Consider the following 22,380-nt stretch of genomic DNA (forward strand, 5'->3'; position numbering starts at 1 on the left):
CGAACGCAGCACCGTGAGGAACGCGAGGTACTGACCGTGACGACCAAGACGACGAGCGCGGGCGCGGGCGTCCGCGGGCTCGGCAAACGCTTCGGCGAGGTCCGGGCGCTCGGCGGGGTGACCCTGGACTTCCCCGCCGGCCAGGTGACCGCCCTGATGGGGGAGAACGGCGCCGGCAAGTCCACCCTGCTGAAGATCCTGACCGGGGACCACCAGCCCACCGAGGGCGCGGTGCTGCTGGACGGCGCCGAGGTGGAGCTGCACTCACCGGCCCGGGCACGGGCGGCCGGGATCCGGATCATCCCGCAGGAGCCGGAGATCATCCCCCACGTCTCGGTGGCGGAGAACGTCTACGCCGGCGCGCTGCCCCGCGGCGCGGCGCGCCGGCTGGACCGGGCCGAGCTGCGCCGCCGGATCGAGGCCGACCTGGACCGGCTCGGCTTCGCCCGGGTGCTCGACCCGGACCTGCTGGGCTCGGAGCTGACCCCGGCGCAGCGCCAGCTGGTGGAGATCCTGCGGGCGCTGACCGGCGAGGCGAAGGTGATCGCCTTCGACGAGCCGACCAGCTCGCTCTCCGAGCAGGAGGTGGCGGCGCTCTTCGAGCTGATCCGCCGGCTGCGCGACCAGGGCGTCGCGGTGATCTACGTCTCGCACCGGATGAAGGAGATCTTCCAGCTGGCGGACCGGATCGCGGTGCTGCGGGACGGCACGGTGGCCGGGGTGCTGGAGGCCGCGAAGGCCACCGAGGGCGAGCTGGTGCGGCTGATGGTGGGGCGCGACCTGTCCGCGATGTTCGTTCGGCAGAACGTGGCATCGGACCGGGTGGTGCTGGAGGTCGAGCACCTCACCACGGACGACGTGCGCGACATCAGCCTGACTGTGCGGGCCGGCGAGGTGGTCGGCGTGGCCGGCCTGATCGGCGCGGGCCGCTCCGAGCTGGCGCTGGCGCTGGCCGGGGACCTGCCGGTGCGTTCGGGCACGGTCCGCCTCGACGGGCAGGAGCTGCGCTCGGGCGACCCGGGCGCGGTGATCCGGGCGGGCCTGGGCCTGGCCCCGGAGGAGCGCAAGGCCCAGGCGCTCTTCCTGCACCGCACGATCCGGGACAACACCTCGCTGGTGGTGCTGGAGCGGCTGCGCCGCTGGCGGTTCGTGCGACGCACGGCCGAGCGCGAGCTGGCCCAGAGCTACGCGGACCGGCTGCGGGTGCGGGCGCCCTCGATCGAGCACGAGGTGCGCAAGCTCTCCGGCGGCAACCAGCAGAAGGTGGTGCTGGCCCGCTGGCTGGCCCGCAAGCCCAAGGTGCTGATCCTGGACGAGCCCACCCGCGGCATCGACGTGGGTGCGAAGGCGGAGATCTACCAGATCATCGCCGACCTGGCCAAGGAGGGGGTCGCGCTGCTGGTGATCTCCTCCGAGCTGCCCGAGGTGCTCGGGCTGGCGGACCGGGTGGTGGTGATGCAGAACGGCCGGATCACCGGCGAGTTGGATCGGGCCGAGGCCACCGAGGAGCGGATCCTCGCCCTCGCGATGGCCGATGACCTGGCGTCGGGCGAGGACCTGGCGGCTGCAGCGAGCGATGAGGGAAGGACCGCATGAGCACCACGACCGTTTCCAAGGACGCGTCCACCGGGAGCGCGCCGCCGCCCCGGCGAAGCGGCTTCGGCGCCCTGCTGGCCTCGATCGGCGGGCAGAACCTCAGCCTGGCCGGCGGGCTGGTGCTCCTGCTGGTGCTGTTCGGCTCGCTCAACGCCAACTACCTGAGCTGGGACAACATCCAGGTGATCGCCGAGGCGGTGACCATCAGCGGCCTGCTGGCCGTGGTGCAGACCGTGGTGATCATCTGCGGTGGCCTGGACATCTCGGTCGGCTCGCAGGCGGGCCTGGCCTCGGTGGTCAGCGCGATGGCCTTCACCTCCTCCGGCTCCAACGCGCTGCTCGGCATGGCGGCGGCGATCGGCGTGGGCGTGGTGATCGGCCTGCTCAACGGCGTCATCATCGTCTACGGCCGGGTGAACGCCACCATCGCCACCCTGGCGGGCCTGGCGGCCTACAAGGGCGTGGCCCAGCTGATCTCCAACGGCTCGGCTCAGGGCTACGTGCTCAACGACAGCATCTTCATCTTCCTCAGCCGGGGCAAGATCGCCGGGCTGCCGGTGATGGTCTGGCTGCTGATCGTGGTGGCGCTGGCGGTGCACGTGCTGCTCAAGTACACCGACATCGGCCGCAACCTCTACGCGATCGGCGGCAACGACACCGCGGCGCGGCTGGCCGGGATCAACATCAACAAGTACCTGATCGCGGTGTACGGCCTGCTCGGCACGGTCGCGGCGGTGGCGGGCATCCTGCTCACCGCGCGCACCGGCTCGGGCCAGCCGGTCTCCGGCAGTGAGGGCCTGGAGCTGCAGTCGATCACCGCGGCGGCGCTGGGCGGCTGCGCGCTGCGCGGCGGCAAGGGCGGCATCGGCGGCACACTGCTCGCGGTGGCGCTGCTCGGTGCGCTGGAGAACGGGTTGACGGTCCAGGGGATCAACTCGTTCTGGCAGAACGTGGCGCAGGGTGCGCTGCTGGTCGTCGCTGTGGTGATCCAGCAGCGGCGCAGCGGCGAGCGGGCAGTGGGGTTGCCCGCCTGATCCCGGCGTCGCGAAGGGCGGCGGCCCCGGCTCCCGTGTGGGGGAGCCGGGGCCGCCGTGTCTCGTGCTCGGGTCAGACCCCGACCTTGAGGTCGCGCAGCAGCTTGGCGACGTGGCCGGTGGCCTTGACGTTGTACAGGGCGTGCTCGACCTTGCCCTGCTCGTCGACCACCACGGTGGAGCGGATCACGCCGACCACGGTCTTGCCGTAGTTGTTCTTCTCGCCGTAGGCGCCGTAGGCCTGCAGGACGGCCTTGTCCTCGTCGGAGAGCAGGGTGACCTTGAGGTCCTCGGTCTCGCGGAACTTGCCGAGCTTCTCGGACTTGTCGGGTGAGATGCCGATGACGTCGTAGCCCGCGCCGGTGAAGGCCGCCAGGTTGTCGGTGAAGTCGCAGGCCTGGGTGGTGCAGCCGGGGGTCAGCGCCGCCGGGTAGAAGTAGACGATCACCTTGCGGCCGAGGTGGTCCGCGAGGGACACCTGCTTGCCGTCGGCGTCGGGCAGGGAGAAGGCGGGGGCGGTGTCCCCGGCCTGGAGACGCTCGGTCACGGTGAGAGCTCCTCGTGCTGGACTAGGTGGTCGTGCCACCGCAAACCTACCTCTGATGGTGGGTGGGACTGCGCGCCCCGGGCGGCGAGCTGACAGACTGAACCGGTAGCGACCGCGACGTCAGGTGAGTGAGGTGGCCCGGGTGGGCAAGGGGAAGACGAAGGACGTGGCGCGGGACGACGCCGGGCGGACCACCGCCGAGATCGAGGCGAACATCGCCCGGACCCGTGACCAGCTGGCCGACACGCTGGACGAGCTGGCCATGCGGGTCCACCCGACCACGGTGGCCGCGCAGGTGCGGGCCAAGACGCTGGCCGCGGTGGAGCAGCGCCTCGGCAAGCTCTACGTGGAGGCCAGCCGCGGGGTCGAGCAGCTGAAGGCGCAGTTCGTGGACGAGAAGGGGCAGCCGCGCCCGGAGCGGATCGTGCCCGCGGTGCTGGTCGGGGGTGGCGTGCTGCTGCTGGTCGCCTCGGCGCGCAAGCGCGGGAAGGGCTGACCGGGCGGGCGGCCGCGGCGGATCGTGGACCGGCGCCCCGGCGCGGGCCCGCGGCAGGTACGGTCTGGGCGTGAGTGTGAACGACGAGCAGAGCAAGCAGCCCGAGCAGCCGGCGCCCACCGGACTGCCCGAACACGGCCGCCACGACCGGTTGGGCGAGAAGCTGCCCATCCGGATGCTGCACGACCGGGTGCTGGTGCGCCCGGACGGCGGTGAGGGCGAGCGCCGCTCGACCGGCGGGATCCTGATCCCGGCGACCGCCGAGCTGAGCAAGCGGTGCAGCTGGGCCGAGGCGGTGGCGGTGGGTCAGAGCGTGCGGGCGGTGGAGCCGGGGGACCGGGTGCTCTACGACCCGGAGGACAAGTTGGAGGTCGAGGTGCGCGGCGCGACGTACGTGCTGCTTCGCGAGCGCGACCTGCACGCGGTGGCCGCCGAGCGGTTGACGGAGTCCGAGGGGTCCACCGGCCTCTACCTGTGACGGCCCCCTGACCGGTGTGTACCGGTGTGACACGGGTCCTCCCCCTGAGCCAGGGGGAGGACCCGCGCCTTTTCGCGGGCGCGCCGGGGTGTGGTAAACCAGGTGTGGTCAACCAGCTTGCCAGGGAGGGCTGCTGAGGTCCTGGGGCGGCCTGTCCGGTGGTGCGGTCGTCAGTCGTTCGGAGCACGCGCGGTGGCCGGAGTGGCACGTTCGGCTCACTGTTTGGAACTGGGTGGTGACGGAAAGTCCCGCCCGGTGAGCCACCGAACAGGAAGAAGAGCATTTCATGCGTGCCATATGGACGGCTGCCGCGTTGACTGCGGCGATCAGCCTCACCTCGGTGACCGCGGCGGCCGCGGCCGTCCCGCTCCGTGATCCGGACGTCTCGCGCGTGGTTTCGGCGCGGCCGGTGTCACCGCTGCCGGTTCTGCCGGTGCTGTCGTCGGAGGTGACCGCGCCGGCCGCGCCGTCGCTGCCGTCGGCGCCGGGCCTGCCGGATCTGCCCTCGCTGCCGGGTGCGCCGAGCGTGCCGTCGACCTCGGGCCTGCCGACGACGCCGTCGCTGCCGTCGACCCCGAGTCTGCCGACGACGCCGTCGCTGCCGTCGACCCCGACTCTGCCCACCACGCCGAGCCTGCCGTCGACCCCGAGTCTGCCGACCACGCCGAGCCTGCCGACCACGCCGAGCCTGCCGGCGCTGCCGGACACTGGCGCGCTGACGCAACTGATCAGCACGCTGCTGTCGACCCTGCAGAACCTGCTGGCCGGTCTCGGACTGCCCGTCACACTGCCGTCCCTGCCCAGCCTGCCCAGCGTGCCCAGCGCCGGGCCGAACGCGCAGTCGAGCCTCGGCTCGGGCTGATCCCGGCGGCCTCGGCACCCCGCCCTCCACCCCCGGCACCCCCGGCACCCCCGGCGCCCACGCGGCGTCGGGGGTGCCGGTCTGTCCGGTCGAAAACCCCTGCCGGGCCAAGAGGTCGGCCGCTACGGTGGACTGACACAACCTCATATCTCCCGCAGCCCCGAACGACACCCCCACCCCCGGGGGTCCGTCGATCGGGGCTATCAGGCGCTGGGCCGTTCCCCGGGCGGGAGCGGCGGCAGCATAATGTCGATAAGGAGACATCTGATGGATACGTCGGCCGGGCTCTACCTGGCCATCGCCCGCGGCTCCTTCCGCCGGTACTCCACCTACCGGGTGGCGACGGTGGCCGGGGCGTTCACCAACACGGTCTTCGGCTGTGTCCTGGCCGCCACCTTCCTGGCCCTGTGGCGGGCCAGGCCCGGCCTCGGCGGCTACGACACCGCCCAGGCCGTCACCTACATCTGGGTCAGCCAGGCGCTGCTGGTCGCCGTCGCGGCCTGGGGCGGCGGCTTCCAGGACGACCTGCAGGCGCGGCTGCGCAGCGGGGACATCGCCGTGGACCTGTACCGCCCGGTGGACTTCCTCGGCTGGTGGCTGGCCGCCGACCTGGGCCGGGCGGCCTTCCAACTGCTCACCCGCGGCGTGGTGCCGCTGGCCGCCGGGGTGCTGCTCTTCCACGCCCGGCTGCCGCACGCCGCGTTGACCTGGCCGCTCTTCGTGCTCTCGGCGCTGCTCGCGGTCACGGTCAGTTTCGGACTGCGCTTCCTGGTCTCGGTGACCGGCTTCTGGCTGGACGACTCCGAGGGGCTGCGCTCGCTGATGCTGGTGGTCTCGATGTTCCTCTCCGGGATGCTGCTGCCGATCGGGCTCTTCCCCGAGGGGCTGCGCCAGGCGGCGCAGGTGCTGCCCTGGTCGGCGCTGATCCAGGTGCCGTGCGACCTCTTCCTGGAGCACCGGACCGGCTGGTCGGCGTTGACCGCGCTGGGCTTCCAACTGCTCTGGGCGGTCCTGCTGTTCGCGGCAGGCCGGGCGGCGCAGTCGCTGGCCACCCGCAAGGTGGTGGTCCAGGGTGGCTGAGATGCTGCGGACCGGACGGCCGCGGACCGGGCCGACGGCGGGCGGGACACCGCTGCCGGCCGAATCGCTGCCGGCCCGGGTGCGTTGGGCGGTGACCTCATGGCGGCTGGCGGCCGCCATGTGGATGCGGGCCGCGATGTCCTACCGGGCGAACTTCGTGCTGACCTCGGTGGGCAGCCTGCTGGTCACCTTCCTGGACTTCCTGGTGCTGATCCTGATGCTCCGGCACACCGGGCAGCTCGGCGGCTGGACGCTGCCCGAGATCGGCCTGCTCTACGGCACCTCGGGCTTCGCGCTGGGCGCCGCCGACCTGCTGGTCGGCAGCGTGGACGGGCTCGGCGAGCGGATCCGCTCCGGCACGCTGGACGTGCTGCTGATCCGGCCCGCCCCCGCGCTGTCGATGGTCTGCGCGGAGCGCTTCACGCTGCGCCGCCTGGGCCGGCCCCTCCAGGCGGCGCTGGTGCTCGGCTGGGCGATGCGCGCGCTGCCGCTCGTCTGGACCTGGCCCAGGCTGCTGCTGCTGGCCGCGCTGCTGGTCAGCGGCACGGTGATCTTCGCCGCGGTCTTCGTGGCAGGCGCCGCCGTGCAGTTCTGGTGGGGCGAGAGCCGCGAGTTCCAGAACGCCTTCACCTACGGCGGGGCCACCCTGCTCAGCCACCCGCCCGGCATCTACGGCAAGGAACTGGTCGCCGGGGTGACCTTCGGGGTGCCGCTGGCCTTCGTCAACTGGCTGCCGCTGCTGCGCCTGCTGGGCCGCCCCGACCCGTTGCACCTGCCCCCGGTCTTCGAGCTGGCCTCACCACTGGTGGCCGTGCTCTGCGCGCTGGGCGCCGCGCTGGCCTGGCGAGCGGGCCTGCGCGCCTACCGCGGCAGTGGCAGCTGACCACCGCCCGGACCTCGACCCGGCCACCGACCCGGACCTCGACCCGGACCTTGACCCGGCCACCGACCCAGCCACCGATTCGCCCGTCAACCCGACCATCAGCCCGGCCATCGACGAAGGAAGCGCATCCATGAACCTGATCGAGCTCGACAACGTCTCCCGCACCTTCACCATCCGCACCAAGGCCGGCCTGCTGCGCCGCGAGCGCCGCGAGGTGCGCGCGGTGGAGGGGCTCAGCTTCACCGTCGCGGCCGGCGAGTGCGTCGGCTACATCGGACCGAACGGCGCCGGCAAATCCACCACGATCAAGATGCTCACCGGGATCCTGGTGCCGAGCGGCGGCCGGCTGCGGGTGGCGGGCGTGGACCCGGCCCGGGAGCGGGCCCGGCTGGCCCGCCGGATCGGAGTGGTCTTCGGGCAGCGCACCACGCTCTGGTGGGACCTGCCGCTGCGCGACTCCTTCGAGCTGGTGCGCCGGCTCTACCGGATCCCCCCTCCCCGCTACCGCGCCAACCTGGCCCGCTGCGTCGAACTGCTGCGCCTGGGTGAGCTGCTGGACACCCCGGTGCGCCAGCTCTCGCTCGGCCAGCGGATGCGCGGCGACCTGGCCGCCGCGCTGCTGCACGACCCCCAGGTGCTCTACCTGGACGAGCCGACCATCGGCCTGGACGTGCTCAGCAAGGCCCGGGTGCGGGAGTTCCTGCGCGAGGTCAACGAGAGCGGCACCACGGTGCTGCTGACCACGCACGACCTGACCGACATCGAGCAGCTCTGCGGCCGGGTGATGGTGATCGACCACGGCCGGGTGGTCTACGACGGCGACCTGCCGGGCCTGCACGCCACCGGCGGGAGCGAGCGCACCCTGGTCGTCGACCTGGCCCGCGAGGGCGCGCCGATCGAGCTGCCCGGGGTGCGGGTGGTCAAAGTGGAGGGAAGCCGGCAGTGGCTGGCCTTCCCGGCCGGGCGCAGCGCGGCGCCGATCGTGGCGGCCGTCGCCGAGCGCTACCCGCTGCTGGACCTGTCGGTGCGCGAACCGGTGATCGAGGACGTGATCGCACGGATGTACGCGGAGGTGGCGATCGGCTGAAGCCGGGTGACCCCGGCCGGCTCCGAGCGGTTGAGCCGGACGGATCGGCGATGAGGTGATGGTGTGACGGGCAGCGGGCGGACGGGCGACCCCGAGGTGACGGTGGTGCTGGCCGGCCCGCCGTCGCTGCCCCGAGCGGCGGCGGTGCTGGACTCGCTGGTGGCCCAGTCCATCCGGCGCCGCCGCCCCGGGGCGCTGCAACTGCTGGCGCCCGTGGAGAGCACGTCGGCCGGGGGCGACCCGGTGGACCTCGGGGCGTACGCCGACCTGCTCGCGCACCGGGGGCCGGCGCGCGGGCGCTACCTCTTCTTCCTCGGCGCGGGGGAGCTGCTGGCCGAGCGGGCGCTGGAGCGGCTGGTCGCGCTCGCCGACCGGACCGGGGCGGACGTGGTGCTCGCCGGCTCGCCCGGCGGCGAGCAGGCGCTCTTCGAGCGGACCAGCGAGCTGGTCGGCTTCACCGATGCCGCGCTGGCCCGCTCACTGCCGCAGGCCAGGCTCTTCCGCCGGGCGGCGCTGGAGGCCTACGGGCTGCTGGTGCCGCGTCAGGCGACCTTCGCTCCGTCGCAAAGGCTGCCTGACGCGGCACCGGGCACCGGCCCGGACCTGCCGTTCGCGCTGGAGGCCTGCCTGCGCTCGCGCCGTGTCGCGGTGCTGGGCGGACCGCCCTGCCTGCTCGTGGCACTGCCCGACCTGCCGGCCCGGCCCTGGCACGAGGAGCGGCTGCGCGCGCTGGGCGCGGCGCTCGCGGTGGCCGAGCGGCTGGCCGAGCCGGGCGCCGAGGCGGCGGCGCTGCGCGGCTGGGCGTTCGGCTGGGAGCTGCCGGGGCTGCTGCGCCCCGACTTCCTCACCCTGGAGGTGGCGGCCCAGCGGCGGCTCTGTGCCGGGGTGGGCCGGCTGCTGGAGCGGCACTGCCCGCCGGCCGAGTACCAGGCGCTGCCGCCGCGCGACCGGCTGCGGCTGGACCTGGCCCGCCGTGGTCGGGCGGCGGCGCTGCGCCGGTTGATCCGCTATCAGGCGGCCTACGGTGAACCGGCCATGCACCGGGTCGCGGGCGAGGAGCGGTCGGCGTCGCCGCCGGCGCCGCTGGTCCCCTCGCTGGTGCTGCGGGCCTGGCGCGGCCTGGTGCCCGGGCCACTGCGCCGCCGGTTGCGGCGCCGGCCCGGCTGGCGGGGCCTGGCCGGGCGGGCCTACGCGCGCTGGGGGCAGGCCCGCCCCTGATGAGCGAGGTCCGCCCGGGCCCGTGCGGAGGACGGGTCGAGGAGCACAGGTCGAGGAGGACAGGTCAGGGAGAGCTCAGGGGCGCGACAGCGGTGGAACCGGCCGATGATCGGTGACACTGGTCGGGTGGAGAGCGAGAGGGCGGCCGGGACGGCCGCGACCGGCGTCCGGTTCACCGCCGCCGACGAGGAGAAGCGCCGCGGCGTGCGCCGGATGAAGACCATCGCCACCGGCCTGCTGGCCCTGGCCACCCTGGTCTACGCCCTGGCCACCTGGGCAGGCTCGGCCGGTTGGGGCGGCTGGACCGGTTACGTGGCGGCCGCCGCCGAGGCGGGCATGGTCGGCGCGCTGGCCGACTGGTTCGCCGTCACCGCGCTGTTCCGCCGTCCGTTCGGCCTGCCGATCCCGCACACGGCGATCATCCCGACCAAGAAGGACGCCTTCGGCCGCTCGCTGGGCCAGTTCGTCGGCGAGAACTTCCTCTCCGCGCAGGTGGTGCGCAGCCGGCTGGCCGCGCTCGGGGTGGCCCGCCGGCTGGGCGAGTGGCTCGCGGTGCCCGCCAATGCCGACCGGGTCACCAAGGAGGCGGCCGCCGCGCTGCGCGGGGTGATCGCGGTGCTGCGCGACGAGGACGTGCAGGCCGTGGTCGGCGAGGCGGTCACCCGGCGGGCCGCCGCCACCCAGGTCGCCGAGCCGATCGGCCGGTTGCTCGGCAAGGTGGTCGCCGACGGCGGCCACCACGGAGTGGTCGACCTGGTCGCCGTCCGCGCGCACGACTGGCTGGCCGGGCACCACGGGGACGTGGTGGAGAAGGTCGCCATAAAGTCGCCGGGCTGGACCCCGAAGTTCATCGACCACCAGGTCGGCGAGCGGGTCTACAAGGAGCTGATGCGCTTCGTCACCGCGATCCGCGACGACCCGCACCACCCGGCCCGCGGCGCGATCGACACCTTCCTGGCCGACTTCGCCGTCGAACTGCAGACGGACCCGGAGACCAAGGCCCGGGTCGAGCGGGCCAAGGCCGAGCTGCTGGCCCGCGACGAGGTGCAGGAGCTGATCGCCTCCTCGTGGAGCGCGGTGCGCACCCTGGTGCTGACCGCCGCCGAGGACGAGCGGAGCGAGCTGCGCCGCCGGATCCGGGCGGGCGTGCGTGCCTTCGGGCGGCGGCTGGCCACCGACGAGCGGCTGCAGGTGAAGACGGACGGCTGGCTGCAGGACGCCGCGCAGTACGTGGTGGAGACCTACCGGGCCGAGATCACCTCGCTGATCTCGGACACCGTGGCGGGCTGGGACGCCGACGACGCCTCCCGCAAGATCGAGGCCAACGTGGGCCGGGACCTGCAGTTCATCCGGATCAACGGCACCGTGGTCGGCGCGCTGGCCGGCCTGCTGATCCACACGGTGGCCACCGCGTTCGGTGCCTGACCCGTGCGATGATGCGAGGTCTGTTCGAGGACGACGGATGGAGTAGAGATGTCCCGCGGGATCGAGGCGTTCATCGCCGGTCTGCCCAAGGCCGAGCTGCACGTGCACCACGTCGGCTCGGCCTCACCGCGCGTGGTGGCCGAGCTGGCCGCCCGCCACGAGGGGAGGACCGAGGTGCCGGCCGATCCGGCCGAGCTCGCGAAGTACTTCACCTTCACCGACTTCGCGCACTTCATCCAGGTCTACCTCTCGGTGGTCGACCTGATCCGCGACGCCGAGGACGTCCGCTCGCTGACCTACGGCGTCGCCGAGGACATGGCGCGCCAGCAGATCCGCTACGCCGAGCTGACCGTCACCCCCTACAGCTCGGTGCGCCGCGGGATCCCGGACGTGGCGTTCATGGAGGCGATCGAGGACGCCCGCAAGAGCGCCGAGCGCGACTTCGGGATCGTGCTGCGCTGGTGCTTCGACATCCCGGGCGAGGCGGGGCTGGCCTCGGCGGAGGAGACCGCGCGGCTGGCGCTGGAGGTGGGCGCGGAGGGCCTGGTCAGCTTCGGTCTGGGCGGCCCGGAGATCGGCGTGCCGCGCCCGCAGTTCAAGCCGTACTTCGACCGGGCCAGGGCGGCCGGGCTGCACAGCGTGCCGCACGCCGGCGAGTCGACCGGCCCGGAGACGGTCTGGGCCGCGATCCGCGACCTGGGCGCCGAGCGGATCGGCCACGGCACCCAGTCCTGGCGGGACCCGGCGCTGATGGACCACCTGGGCGAGCACCGGATCCCGCTGGAGGTCTGCCCGACCTCCAACCTGGCGACCCGGGTGGTGGAGCGGATCGAGGAGCACCCGATCAAGCGCTTCGTGGACGCCGGGCTGCTGGTCACCGTGAACAGCGACGACCCGCCGATGTTCGGCACCGACCTGAACACCGAGTACCAGGTCGCGGCCCGGCTGCTGGACCTGGACGAGGCGGGTGTGGCGGCGCTGGCCAAGAACGCGGTCCAGGCCTCGTTCCTGGACCCCGCGGGCAAGGCGCGGATCGCCGGCGAGATCGACGCCCACCTCGCCGGGTGGCGGCAGGGCTGAGGGGGGCGGGGCCCCGGGGCGGTGGGGCCGTGCGGCGCCCACCGCCCCGGGGCGAGCCGCCGGTCAGCGGGCCGCTCGGGCCCGCTTGGGGCCGCCCGCCGGCCGCCGGGCGGGAACGGAGCGCCGCGCGGGGGCGGAGCGCGGTGCGGGGACGGCGTCCGTCGAGGCGGCCGGGCGCTCGGCCGAGGGGAGCGCTGCGGCCGGGCGCGGGGCGCGGTGCAGCCAGGCCCGCTCGGCGACGGTCCACGCGGTGGTGGTGAGCAGGTAGAGCGCGGCCGCCAGCGGCACCATGGCGGCGAAGAGCACCGTGCCGAACGACAGGTAGGGCGCGATCGCCGCCCCGGGCGCCGCGGGGGCGGTGCCGGCGGCGGCCCTGGTGGCGGCGCGGGCCCGGCGGAAGGACGCGTAGCCGACCCCGGCCAGCGCCAGGTAGAGCGCGGCGAAGACGGCCAGCTGCCCGACGCCGTGCGCGGCGCCCAGGTGGGTGCCCAGCGGGACGCCGAAGAGGGTGTGGCCGAGCAGGTCGTTGTGCGCCCCGTCCACGGTCGGCAGGGTGAAGAGGCGGTACATCACCGAGAAGAACGGGATCTGCACCAGCATCGGCAGGCACCCGGCGAACGGTGAGGCCTGCTCCTTCTTGTAGAGCTCGGACAGCGCCGCCTGGAGGTGCTCGGGGCGGCCCTTGTGCTTCTTGTTGAGCTCCGCCACCTGCGGCGCGAGCCGGGTGCGCGCCTTCTCGCCGCGGGCGGCGGCCCGGGCCAGCGGGTGCAGTGCCAGGCGCACGCAGACGGTGAACAGGACGATCGCGGCCGCGGCCGGGACGACGTGGGTGAACGCGCCGACCACGCTGTGCGCGAGACCGATGGCGGGGTCGAAGATCGAGAAGAGTGACATACGGGATTGGCCCTCCGGCGTCTGACGGACTGTGAGACGGCGGACGGCCGCGCAGCGCGCGGTGGAACGCGGGGGAGCGGGAGGGCTACGCGGCCGCCAGGGCCGCGCCCGGTGCCCTGGGCCGGCGGCGGCCCCGGGCGTCCGGATCACGCTGCGGGAGGAAGGCGGTGCGCGCGGCGTGCCGCCGCAGGGTGCCGTCGCGCACGGCGTGCGGGGCGCGTGCGCCGAGCAGCCGGGCCAGCACGAAGGTGCCGGCCACCACACCGGAGAGCAGCACCAGCGTGGCGGCCGCGGCGAGCACGGTCAGCCCCGCGCCGGCGTCCGGCAGCGGGCCGCCGATCAGCAGCCGCAGCAGGCCCAGGAGCAGGGCTATCGGGTGCAGCACCTGGCCTCCTCGGTCGTGCTCGGTCGTGGTCGGTCGTGATCGGTCTCGCGCGACCGGACGGCGCGCTACCAGATCGATGCTACGACAACCGCCGCCGGTTACGGCAGGGCGACCGTGGTCCCGGTCGCCGAGCTGCGCCGGGCCGCCTCCAGCACGGTGAGGGTGGCCACCGCGTCGTAGGGGTCGACCGGGGGCGGGGTGCCGGTGGCCAGCGCGTGGGCGAGGGCGGCGTAGAACGCGGGGTAGTCGCCGGGGTCGGTGGCCACGGTGGCTGACTCCTGGTCGGTGCCCAGGGTGCCGTGCAGCGCGGCCTCCTCGACGCCCCAGGGCACGCCGTCGCCGGGACGCCGCCCGGCACGCAGGTCCGCCTCCTGCGGGTCGAGGCCGAATTTCAGGTAGCCGGCCCGGTCGCCCAGCACCCGCAGCCGGGGCCCTGGCAGCGGGGCGATCGCGCTGGTCCACAGGTGGGAGCGGACGCCGCTCGCGTGGGTCAGGGCGAGGAAGGCGTCGTCGTCCACCACCGCGCCGTCGCGCCGGGTGTCGATCTCCGCGTACACCGTGCTGACCGGCCCGAACAGGGTGAGCGCCTGGTCCACCAGGTGGCTGCCCAGGTCGTAGAGGGTGCCGCCGGCCTCGGCGGGGTCGGCCAGTTCGCGCCAGCCGGCCTTCGGCTTGGGCCGGAACCGCTCGAAGCGCGACTCGAAGCGGTGCACCCGCCCCAGCGCGCCCTGCTCGATCAGCCGGCGGACGGTGCGGAAGTCGTTGTCCCAGCGCCGGTTCTGGAAGACCGTCAGCAGGGTGCCCCGCGAGTGGGCCAGGCCGCAGAGCGCGAGCGCCTCCTCGGCACTGGTGGCCAGCGGCTTGTCCACCACGGTCGCCAGGCCGGCGCGCAGCGCGGCCCGGGCCAGCGGCAGGTGGGTGCGGTTCGGGGAGGCGATCACCACCACGTCGAACTCCCCGGCCTCGGCGAAGAGTTGCTCGGGCGTGTCCAGCGCGCGGGCTCCCGGGTGCTCCTTGGCCAACTGGGCGCGCCGGTCGGGGTTCGCGGTGACCACGGCGTCCAGGCGCAGGCCGGGGGTGGTGGCGATCAAGGGGGCGTGGAAGGCGGAGCCGGCCAGGCCGTAGCCGATCAGGGCGACCCGGTACGGGGCGGGGGGAGAGCTGGTCATGCTCCTCACTCCATCACGGAACCCCCTGGTCCGGTGGGCGGGACGCGCTGCCCCCGGATCGCGTCGGCCCACTAGGCTGGGGCCCGTTGGGGCAGCCATCGCAAGACTTCACCCATCGCAAGACTTCGGAGAACGTACGTGGCAGAGCGCAAGCCGATCGAGTCCTGGCTGACCGACATGGACGGGGTCCTCATCCACGAGGGCACCCCGATCCCGGGCGCCGACGAGTTCATCCGCCGGCTCAAGGAGTCCGGCAAGCCGTTCCTGGTCCTGACCAACAATTCGATCTACACCCCGCGCGACCTGGCCGCCCGGCTCGCCGGGATGGGTCTGCAGGTGCCCGAGGAGTGCATCTGGACCTCGGCCCTGGCCACCGCGAAGTTCCTGGCCGGCCAGCGCCCCGGCGGCACCGCCTACGTGATCGGCGAGGCCGGGCTGACCACCGCGCTGTACCAGGTGGGCTACGTGCTCACCGACAACAACCCGGACTACGTGGTGCTGGGCGAGACCCGCACCTACAGCTTCGAGGCGCTGACCAAGGCGATCCGGCTGATCAACGCCGGCGCCCGGTTCATCTGCACCAACCCCGACGAGACCGGCCCCTCCCCCGAGGGCGTGCTGCCCGCCACCGGCTCGGTCGCGGCGCTGATCACCAAGGCCACCGGCGTCGACCCGTACTTCGTCGGCAAGCCCAACCCGCTGATGATGCGCGAGGCGCTGAACACCGCCGGCGCCCACTCGGAGAGCGCCGTGATGATCGGCGACCGGATGGACACCGACATCGTGGCGGGCATGGAGGCGGGCATGGAGACGGTGCTGGTGCTCACCGGACTCACCGCCAAGGACGACATCGAGCGGTTCCCGTACCGGCCGACCCGGGTGGTCCAGTCGATCGCGGACCTGGTCGAGCTGGTCTGACCAGCGGCGGAGGGGGCAGCGGGGGATGGCGGACGGGGCCGAGCGGGATGTCGCCGGGCGGGGCGTCGCCGAGCGGCAGGGTGCCGAGCAGGGCACGGCCGAGCGGGGCGGGGACGGCGAGGAGGTCGCGGAGAAGCGGGTCACCTGGGCCGAGGGCTACTTCGACCTGGTCTTCGTCTTCGCCATCACCCAGGTCGCCGGGCTGCTCAACGCCCACCACGGCGCCGGCGGACTGCTGCGGGCCCTGGTGGTCTTCATCCCGCTCTACTGGGCCTGGGTCGGCACCACGGTGCAGGCCAACGTCCGGGACGCGGACACCCCGCGCGACCGGCTCGGCATCTTCGCCGTCGCGCTCAGCGGCCTCTTCATGGCGCTGGCCCTGCCCGAGGCCTACGGCGGGCGCGGGCTGCTCTTCGGTGGGGCCTACTGGGCGGCCCGGCTGGTGCTGCTCGGCCTGATCGTGCGGGTGCGCGGCACCTGGCGCGGCCCGTACGGCATCGGCGCCGCGGTGAGCGGACCGCTGCTCTTCACCGGTGGACTGCTCGACGGCCGGGCCCGGTTGGCGCTCTGGGCGCTGGCCGCGCTGATCGACCTGGCCGGGCCCTCGGTGCTGCGCGCCAAACTGGCCGCGGTGGTGTACCACCCGGGCCACCTGCCCGAGCGGTTCGGCCTGCTGCTGCTGGTCGCGCTCGGCGAGTCGATCGTCGACAGTGGCGCGCCGGTGGCCGCCGCACAGAGCCTGACCGGCGCCGAACTGGCGGCGGTGACAGCGGCGTTCACGATCTCCTGCGCCCTGTGGTGGCTGTACTTCGTGCACGCGGGCGAGGCGATGCGGTACGCCGTCACGGTGGCCCGCTCACGCCGCGACGTCGTCCGGCTGGTGTACTCCTACGGCCACCTCTCGCTGGTGGCCGGGGTGATCGCGGTCGCCACCGGCTTCAACGAGACGGTGGCCCGCCCGGGCCGCGCGCTGGATCCGGGCACGCTGGGGCTGCTCTATGGCGGCTGCGCGCTCTTCCTGCTCACCTTCAGCTACACCCGGTGGATCATGTTCAGGACGGTGGCCTGGCTGCGGCTGGGCACCGTGCTGGTCCAACTCCTGCTGCTGCCGGTGGTGCTGGGGCTGCCCGCGCTGGGCACGCTGGCCGTCCTGGCGGGGCTGCTGGTGCTGCTCAACCTGCTGGAGTTCCGCTGGCTGCGCCGGGTCCGCGAGGCCGATGAGGCCGCGCGTGCGGGAGTTGTCGGCGTCGCTGTGTAGCGTGCGGGGTGAACGTTGGGGCGCGGGCCGCTGGGGCCCGGTCAGGGAAGGTTGATGTGGTGACCGAGGTCGCTGAGGTGGATGCCGCCGTGCTGGACGACGAGGGCAAGGAGGGCACCGGGACGGACGAAGGGGCGCACTCCGGGGCGGAGTTCGTGCTGCCCGAGGCCTGGCGCGAGGTGCTGGGCGCCGAGACGGAGCAGCCCTGGTTCGCTCAGCTGGCCGAGTTCGTCGCCGCCCAGCGCGCCGAGCACGAGGTCTTCCCGCCGCGCGGGCAGGTCTTCTCGGCGCTGGAGGCCACCGCCTACGCCGATGTGCGGGTGCTGGTGCTCGGCCAGGACCCGTACCACGACAACGGCCAGGCGCACGGGATGAGCTTCTCCGTGCTGCCGGGCGTCAGGACGCCCCCCTCGCTGCGCAACCTCTTCAAGGAGCTGAACACCGACCTGGGCCTGCCGGTGCCGGACAACGGCTACCTGATGCCGTGGGCCGAGCAGGGCGTGCTGCTGCTCAACGCGGTGCTCACGGTGCGCGCGCACGAGGCCAACTCGCACAAGGCCAAGGGCTGGGAGAAGTTCACCGACGCGGTGATCAAGGCGGTCAGCGACCGCGACGAGCCCTGCGTCTTCGTGCTCTGGGGCAACTACGCGAAGAAGAAGCTGCCGCTGATCGACACCTCGAAGCACGCGGTGGTGCAGGGCGCGCACCCCTCGCCGCTCTCGGCCAAGCTCTTCCTCGGCAGCAAGCCGTTCTCGCAGATCGACGAGGCGCTGGTGGGCTTCGGCGGCGAGCCGATCGACTGGCGGATCCCGAACCTCGGGGGCTGACGGCCGCCTCGGATCGACTGCCGCTGCGCGCGGGGGCGGTCCGACGGAGGCCCCCGCCGGTGGTGGTGGACACCACGTGGCGCGGCGGCCGGGCGGTGCGCGGCGCCATGTCGGGTGCCGCACGGTGGCGGTAGGGTGCCGGGACCCGAGCCGGAAGGTGCCGTCCGATGAGTCCCGAGCAGCAGTTCGCCGCCGCGGTCGAAGAGGTGTCCCTCGCTGTCCCGGGCGGTGAGTTGGCCGTGCTCCGCTGGCCTGCCGCCGACCCGGGAGCGCCCACCGTGCTGGCGCTGCACGGGATCACCGCCAACGGGCTGGCCTGGGGTCGGGTGGCCGGGGAGCTGGCCGGCCGGGTCACCCTGCTGGCGCCGGACCTGCGCGGCCGGGCGGGCAGCGCGGCGGTGGCCCCGCCGTACGGGCTGGCCCGGCACGCGGACGACGCGGCCCTGATCATCCGTCAGTTCGGCTCCGGCGGGCCGCTGCTGGTGGCCGGGCACTCGATGGGCGCCTGGGTGGCCGCGTTGCTGGCGGTGCGCCACCCCGAGCTGGTGCGCCAAGTGCTGCTGGTCGACGGCGCGGTGAGCTTCCCGCTGCCCGCGGGCCTGGCGGAGCGGGAGGTGCTGGCCGCCGTGCTCGGCCCGGCGGTGGCCCGGCTCTCGATGACCTTCGCCGACCTGGCCGCCTACCGCGCGTTCTGGCAGCGGCACCCGGCCTGGCCGAGCGTGGACGCGGTGGCGGGTGACGCCTACATCGCCCGCGATCTCGTCGGCACCGAGCCCGAGTTGCGCTCCAGCTGCGTGCGCGAGGCGGTCGAGGTGGACGGGGGCCAGGTGCTGCTGGACGCGGACGCGGCCCAGGCGGTGCGCCTGCTGAGCTGCCCCGCCGAACTGCTCTGGGCCGAGCGCGGACTGCTCGACGACGCGCAGGCCTTGTACGACGAGAAGCGGCTGGCCGACGCCGCCTTGGCCGGTCCGGGGCTGGTCACCACCCGGGTGCCGGACAGCAACCACTACTCGATCCTGATGGGCGAGGCGGGCGCGCCGCTGGTCGCGCGGCGGATCCTGGCGGCGGCGGGCCTGACCTGAGACAGGCACCGGCCGTCGGGCCCGGCCACACCGCCGCCGGGCCCGCCGCGCTGCGCGGACCGGTCAGCCCGCGGTGCCAAGGAAGTTCGCCCAGCCGCCGGTCGGCGCCTGGCCGATGTTGAGCGTGCGCAGCTTGCGCAGCGTGGACTCGTCCTGCACCTCCAGCCACTCCACCAGCTGGCGGAACGAGACCAGCCGCACGTCGGGCTGCCCGGCGATCTGCTTCAGCGCCGTCTCGACGGCGTCCATGTAGATGCCGCCGTTCCACTGCTCGAAGTGGTTGCCGACGAAGAACGGCGCCCGGTTGCCGTTGTAGGCGCGGTTGAAGCCGGCCATGTAGGCGCCGGCGGCCTGGGTGTGCCATTCGTCGTGCTTGCTCGGGTCACCCTTGGGGTCGCCGTTCGACTGGTTGGCCATGATGTTGTAGTCCATCGAGAGGACCTCGAAGGGCTTCCCCGGGAACGGGATGGACTGCAGCGGGAAGTTCCAGATCTGCCCGTTCTGCACCTTCTGCGGCCAGGTCTGCTTCTCGCCGGGCGAACTGGCGTCGTACTTCCAGCCGAGCTTTGCGGCGGTGGGCAGCAGCCCCTTCTGCCCGTCCAGGCACGGGGTGCGGCCGCCGATCAGCTCCTTGGTGTAGTCGAAGGGCAGCGGCGGCAGGTCGGTGAAACCGGTGTTGGTGCGCCACTGGGTGACGAAGGAGACCGCCTGCTGGATCTCGCTCTCCCAGTCGTCCGGCGACCACTTGTTGACGCCGTTGTGGTCGGGCCGGGTGGAGCAGAAATGGCCGTTGAAGTGGGTGCCGATCTCGTGCCCGTCCAGCCAGGCCTGGCTGATCAGCTTGATGGTGTTGCGTATCGCGCCGTCCGAGAGGTACGGGATGTCGGAGGCACCGACCGAGTGCAGCGGCGGGTGGTACAGGTTGGTCTTGGTCTTCGGCAGCGTGTAGATGCCGGACAGGAAGAAGGTGAAGGTCGCCTTGTTCTCCTGGGCGAGCTTGAGGAACCGGGTGAACTGGCCGTCGTCGGTGGCGCCCGCGCCATCCCAGGAGAAGACCACGAACTGCGGCGGCGCCTCGCCCGGCTTCAGCTTCTCCGGCTTGGGCTGGTTGGGCTGCGGGCCGGTGTCGGCGGTCGAGCCGTCGCCGATCGGCGTGGCCTTGCCGGAGGGCGAGCCGGAGGGTGAGGCGCCGCCGTTCGGTGTGCCGCTGGGCGAACCGGCGCCGGCGGTGACGGCGTCCGGGTGGGAGGCGGCTCCGCTGCCGCACGCGGTGAGGGTGCCGAGTGCCGCCGAAGCGGCTACCCCGCCCAGCACGGTCCTGCGCGAGATGCTGCTCATGGTCTCCCCAGCCAGGTCGGATCAGGCCGTGCCGCGGGTGGGCGAGCACGGTCAGGAAAAATACGGCAATTGATCAGTATTTTTAAATCAGGATGTCATGGAGCCCTGGTTCGATCCAAGGAGGTCCGCTCTGCACGACACTCCTGCACAGGACGTCGGATCGTCGAGCGCAGGCTGCGCGAACAGGAGTTCTGTTGCACTCCTGAGACACTCGGCGGGGATCCGGCCGGCTCGGCGGCCGGGGTGGCGCGGTCGGGCGCGTGAGCGGGAGGGCCTCAGGCCGCGTCGACGACCACGGTCGCGTCGACCACCACGGCGGTGTCGGTCGCGATGACCGCCAGGCGGCGGTGCCGGCGGACCAGCCGGGCGACGGCCGCGCTGATCGAGGTGGCGGCGGCGCAGGAGACAAGCATGCTGAGCCAGGCGGTGTTGAACCAGTGGCTGTTCAGCCAGCCCAGCGTCACGATGTAGCCGGCCCAGACCAGCGCGGCCACCGCCGACCAGCGCAGGAAGCGGTGCGAAGGGGTCGGGGAGTGCCCGATGGCCAGGTCCAGCACGGTGCGTCCGCCCGGCACGAAGCGGGCCACGATCACCACCGTGGCCGCGGTCCTGCTGGTCCGGCCGTCCAGCGACTGCGCCACCCGGCGGACGCTGGCGGCCAGTTGGGGGCGCTTGGCGAGTCGCCGACGCAGGAACGGGGCACCGCGCCGGGCCAGCGCCAGCAGCAGCACGTCACCGAGGAAGGAGGAGAGGGCGACCGCGGCGGCCAGCAGCAGCGGGGCACCGGCTATCCGGTCGGTCTTCAGCACGGCCAGGATCACCAGGGTGCCGCTGGGCAGGAACGGCAGAAAGGCGTCGCCCAGGACGGCCAGCACGGCCAGCACGCAGAACCAGGACGACGTCGCGAGCGTCGCGCTTCCCATGATCCAACTCCCTCCGGACCGCCCGGACGGACAGGTGGCTCAGGGGACCCACGCTATCGGCTCCTCCTTGAGCTTCACCACGGGCCCCCCTGAACGGCGGGTGGACAGCGTCGAGTCAGCACTGCTAGCACCTGTCGGACAGGCGCTGGCGCGCCGGGAGTTTGCGACTACGGGGAACAGGCGTGGGCCCCGGCGGCGGGGTGTCCGCCGCCGGGGCCCACGAGGGTCGCCCGGAACTGGTCCAGTTCACTGGCATTGCTGAGGAGTGGGGTGCTGGTCGGCGCCCCCCTGCGGGTTCCAGACTGCCGGATCCGGGAGCCGCTGCGCGAGATGATCGGCTGGCGAGAACCGGCGGTGGCGTGATCCCGCCAACACGGTGCGCGACGGCGGGGCCGGTGCCCGGGCAGGAGTTCGGGCCGGCGCCTGCGCCCGCGCCGGTGTCCCGCCGGTCGTGCCGACGCCCCGTCAGCCGCGCAGCGGATCCGGCGCGGGCCGCCAGGGCCGGGCCAGCAGCACGAACGAGGCGAGTGCCGCCAGAGCCATGCCGAGGATCACCACCGCCATCGGCAGCGCGCTGTCGTGCCCGCCGAGCCCGACCAGCGCGGGCGCGAGGGCCCCGGTGAGGAACTGCACGGTGCCCAGCAGCGCGGAGGCGGTCCCGGCCGCGTGCGGGGCGCGCTGCAGGGCCAGCGCCGAACTCGGCGGCGAGACGGTGCCGAGCCCGGCCGCCATGGCGAACAGGCCGGCCGTGAGCCCGGCCAGCCCGCCGCGGTGGCTCGCCGTCATGAACACCAGCGCCGCCCCGGACAGGGTGAGCACGGCGGCGCCGGCCAACTGGATCCGGTGCGAGCCGAACCGCCCCAGCAGCAACCGCGCGGTCAGCTGCGACATCCCCACCAGGCCGGCCTCGACCAGCGCGAAGAGCAGGCTGAAGCGCTGCGGCGAGCCGTGGTAGACCTCCTGCACCACGTACGGCGACCCGGAGATGAAGGCGAAGAGCGCGCCGAAGCCGAAGGCCACGATCAGCAGGTAGGCGCTGAACAGTCGGTCGGACAGCAGCTCGCGCATGGTCCGCAGGGTGTCCGGCAGCCCGCCGCGCCGCCGCTGCCCGGGCGGCAGCGTCTCGCGCACCAGCAGCGCGGTGCCGGCCAGCATGACCGCGCCGAGCACGGTCAGCACCACGAACACCCCGCGCCAGGTGGTGAAGCGCAGCACCTGGCCGCCGAGCACCGGGGCCAGCAGCGGGGCCGAGCCCGAGACCAGCATCAGCGTGGCGGCGAACCGCGCGGCCGCCAGCCCGCTGAACAGGTCCCGCACCACGGCCCGGGCTATCACGATCCCGGCCGCGCCGGAGAGCCCCTGCACCACCCGGCAGGCGATCAGCAGCCGCACGTCCCCGGCCGCCGCGCAGCAGGCGGTGGAGAGCGTGTAGAGGGCCAGGCCCACCAGCAGCGGCCGCCGCCGGCCGAGCGCGTCGCTGAGCGGCCCGGCCACCAGCTGGCCCAGCGCCAGGCCGACCAGACAGGCCGTCAGCGAGAGCTGGACCATCGCGTCGGAGGTGTGCAGGGCGGCGGTGACCCGGGGCAGCGAGGGGAGGTACATGTCCATCGAGAGCGGCGCGAGTGCGCTCAGCGACCCTAGGACCAGGGTCAGCAGGAGGCCGACCCTGCGGACGGCGTCCGGGGCCCGGGCGACTTCCTGGCCGGCGGCGGCCGGCCGGTCGGGCCGGCTGTCGGGCGGGGTGCCGGGCGGGCGGGGGGTGAGCGACATCGCCCCACGATAGGGCCTGCGCCGGGAACA

22 protein-coding genes are annotated in these 22,380 nt (G+C 73.6%); 15 read left to right on the forward strand and 7 right to left on the reverse strand.

The genetic code is table 11. The annotated features are described in order from the left end of the window. Positions 1-36 precede the first annotated feature (36 nt). Positions 37-1,596, forward strand: a complete 1,560-nt coding sequence (locus OG455_RS25330) for a sugar ABC transporter ATP-binding protein (RefSeq protein ID WP_266297390.1) — start codon at positions 37-39, stop codon at positions 1,594-1,596. Beyond that, positions 1,593-2,630 carry an ABC transporter permease gene (locus OG455_RS25335; protein ID WP_266297393.1) on the forward strand — a complete coding sequence of 346 codons (1,038 nt, stop codon included), beginning with the start codon at positions 1,593-1,595 and terminating at the stop codon, positions 2,628-2,630. The genes OG455_RS25330 and OG455_RS25335 overlap by 4 nt, the downstream gene beginning before the upstream one ends. Before the next feature lie 73 nt (positions 2,631-2,703). Here OG455_RS25335 and bcp read toward each other — a convergent pair whose 3' ends face one another. Continuing rightward, complete coding sequence (gene bcp, locus OG455_RS25340; protein WP_266297395.1) at positions 2,704-3,177, reverse strand: thioredoxin-dependent thiol peroxidase; 474 nt, start codon at positions 3,175-3,177, stop codon at positions 2,704-2,706. Positions 3,178-3,319: 142 nt separating this feature from the next. Here bcp and OG455_RS25345 point away from each other — a divergent pair, with 142 nt between their 5' ends. The 9 genes from OG455_RS25345 to OG455_RS25385 all read left to right on the forward strand — a co-directional run bounded on the left by OG455_RS25345 (position 3,320) and on the right by OG455_RS25385 (position 11,786). Next, positions 3,320-3,673, forward strand: coding sequence for a DUF3618 domain-containing protein (locus OG455_RS25345; protein ID WP_266297397.1), 354 nt, complete (start codon positions 3,320-3,322; stop codon positions 3,671-3,673). 175 nt (positions 3,674-3,848) lie between these two features. After that, the gene (locus OG455_RS25350) at positions 3,849-4,151 is read left to right on the forward strand and encodes a co-chaperone GroES (protein ID WP_266300950.1); all 303 of its coding nucleotides are present in this window, start codon (positions 3,849-3,851) and stop codon (positions 4,149-4,151) included. A 313-nt stretch (positions 4,152-4,464) separates the two neighbouring features. After that, entirely contained in the window at positions 4,465-5,013 is a 549-nt protein-coding gene (locus OG455_RS25355) for a hypothetical protein (protein WP_266297399.1), read from the forward strand. A gap of 267 nt (positions 5,014-5,280) precedes the next feature. After that, positions 5,281-6,093 carry an ABC-2 family transporter protein gene (locus OG455_RS25360; protein WP_266297401.1) on the forward strand — a complete coding sequence of 271 codons (813 nt, stop codon included), beginning with the start codon at positions 5,281-5,283 and terminating at the stop codon, positions 6,091-6,093. A gap of 1 nt (position 6,094) precedes the next feature. Continuing rightward, a complete protein-coding gene (locus tag OG455_RS25365) occupies positions 6,095-6,976 on the forward strand; it encodes an ABC-2 family transporter protein (RefSeq protein ID WP_323185647.1) in 882 nt (293 codons plus the stop codon). A 130-nt stretch (positions 6,977-7,106) separates the two neighbouring features. Then, complete coding sequence (locus OG455_RS25370) at positions 7,107-8,063, forward strand: ATP-binding cassette domain-containing protein (protein WP_266300951.1); 957 nt, start codon at positions 7,107-7,109, stop codon at positions 8,061-8,063. Positions 8,064-8,126: 63 nt separating this feature from the next. Then, positions 8,127-9,281, forward strand: coding sequence for a hypothetical protein (locus OG455_RS25375; RefSeq protein ID WP_266297406.1), 1,155 nt, complete (start codon positions 8,127-8,129; stop codon positions 9,279-9,281). Positions 9,282-9,386: 105 nt separating this feature from the next. Then, positions 9,387-10,706, forward strand: a complete 1,320-nt coding sequence (locus OG455_RS25380; protein ID WP_266297407.1) for a DUF445 domain-containing protein — start codon at positions 9,387-9,389, stop codon at positions 10,704-10,706. Positions 10,707-10,754: 48 nt separating this feature from the next. After that, on the forward strand, positions 10,755-11,786 hold the full coding sequence (locus OG455_RS25385) for an adenosine deaminase (RefSeq protein WP_266297409.1): 1,032 nt from the start codon (positions 10,755-10,757) through the stop codon (positions 11,784-11,786). Between the two features lie 63 nt (positions 11,787-11,849). Here OG455_RS25385 and yidC read toward each other — a convergent pair whose 3' ends face one another. From yidC to OG455_RS25400, 3 genes are all read right to left on the reverse strand, one after another. Next, on the reverse strand, positions 11,850-12,680 hold the full coding sequence (yidC, locus tag OG455_RS25390) for a membrane protein insertase YidC (protein WP_266297412.1): 831 nt from the start codon (positions 12,678-12,680) through the stop codon (positions 11,850-11,852). An 85-nt stretch (positions 12,681-12,765) separates the two neighbouring features. Next, positions 12,766-13,065, reverse strand: coding sequence for a DUF6412 domain-containing protein (locus tag OG455_RS25395; protein WP_266297415.1), 300 nt, complete (start codon positions 13,063-13,065; stop codon positions 12,766-12,768). Positions 13,066-13,163: 98 nt separating this feature from the next. Continuing rightward, positions 13,164-14,234, reverse strand: a complete 1,071-nt coding sequence (locus tag OG455_RS25400; RefSeq protein ID WP_266297417.1) for a Gfo/Idh/MocA family oxidoreductase — start codon at positions 14,232-14,234, stop codon at positions 13,164-13,166. A gap of 138 nt (positions 14,235-14,372) precedes the next feature. Here OG455_RS25400 and OG455_RS25405 point away from each other — a divergent pair, with 138 nt between their 5' ends. The 4 genes from OG455_RS25405 (at position 14,373) to OG455_RS25420 (ending at position 18,319) form a co-directional block, all read left to right on the forward strand. Further along, complete coding sequence (locus OG455_RS25405) at positions 14,373-15,152, forward strand: HAD-IIA family hydrolase (RefSeq protein ID WP_266297419.1); 780 nt, start codon at positions 14,373-14,375, stop codon at positions 15,150-15,152. A 25-nt stretch (positions 15,153-15,177) separates the two neighbouring features. Then, positions 15,178-16,410, forward strand: a complete 1,233-nt coding sequence (locus OG455_RS25410; RefSeq protein WP_266297421.1) for a low temperature requirement protein A — start codon at positions 15,178-15,180, stop codon at positions 16,408-16,410. A 155-nt stretch (positions 16,411-16,565) separates the two neighbouring features. Beyond that, a complete protein-coding gene (gene ung / locus OG455_RS25415) occupies positions 16,566-17,237 on the forward strand; it encodes a uracil-DNA glycosylase (protein ID WP_266300952.1) in 672 nt (223 codons plus the stop codon). A gap of 167 nt (positions 17,238-17,404) precedes the next feature. Next, positions 17,405-18,319, forward strand: coding sequence for an alpha/beta hydrolase (locus OG455_RS25420; protein ID WP_266297423.1), 915 nt, complete (start codon positions 17,405-17,407; stop codon positions 18,317-18,319). 63 nt (positions 18,320-18,382) lie between these two features. Here OG455_RS25420 and OG455_RS25425 read toward each other — a convergent pair whose 3' ends face one another. The 3 genes from OG455_RS25425 to OG455_RS25435 form a co-directional block, all read right to left on the reverse strand. Next, positions 18,383-19,657 carry a hypothetical protein gene (locus OG455_RS25425; RefSeq protein ID WP_266297425.1) on the reverse strand — a complete coding sequence of 425 codons (1,275 nt, stop codon included), beginning with the start codon at positions 19,655-19,657 and terminating at the stop codon, positions 18,383-18,385. 275 nt (positions 19,658-19,932) lie between these two features. Next, positions 19,933-20,580, reverse strand: coding sequence for a DedA family protein (locus OG455_RS25430; RefSeq protein ID WP_266297427.1), 648 nt, complete (start codon positions 20,578-20,580; stop codon positions 19,933-19,935). 465 nt (positions 20,581-21,045) lie between these two features. Further along, on the reverse strand, positions 21,046-22,350 hold the full coding sequence (locus tag OG455_RS25435; RefSeq protein WP_266297429.1) for a multidrug effflux MFS transporter: 1,305 nt from the start codon (positions 22,348-22,350) through the stop codon (positions 21,046-21,048). Positions 22,351-22,380 lie beyond the last annotated feature (30 nt).

The sequence above is a fragment of the Kitasatospora sp. NBC_01287 genome (genome assembly GCF_026340565.1).
Taxonomy (GTDB): Bacteria; Actinomycetota; Actinomycetes; order Streptomycetales; family Streptomycetaceae; genus Kitasatospora.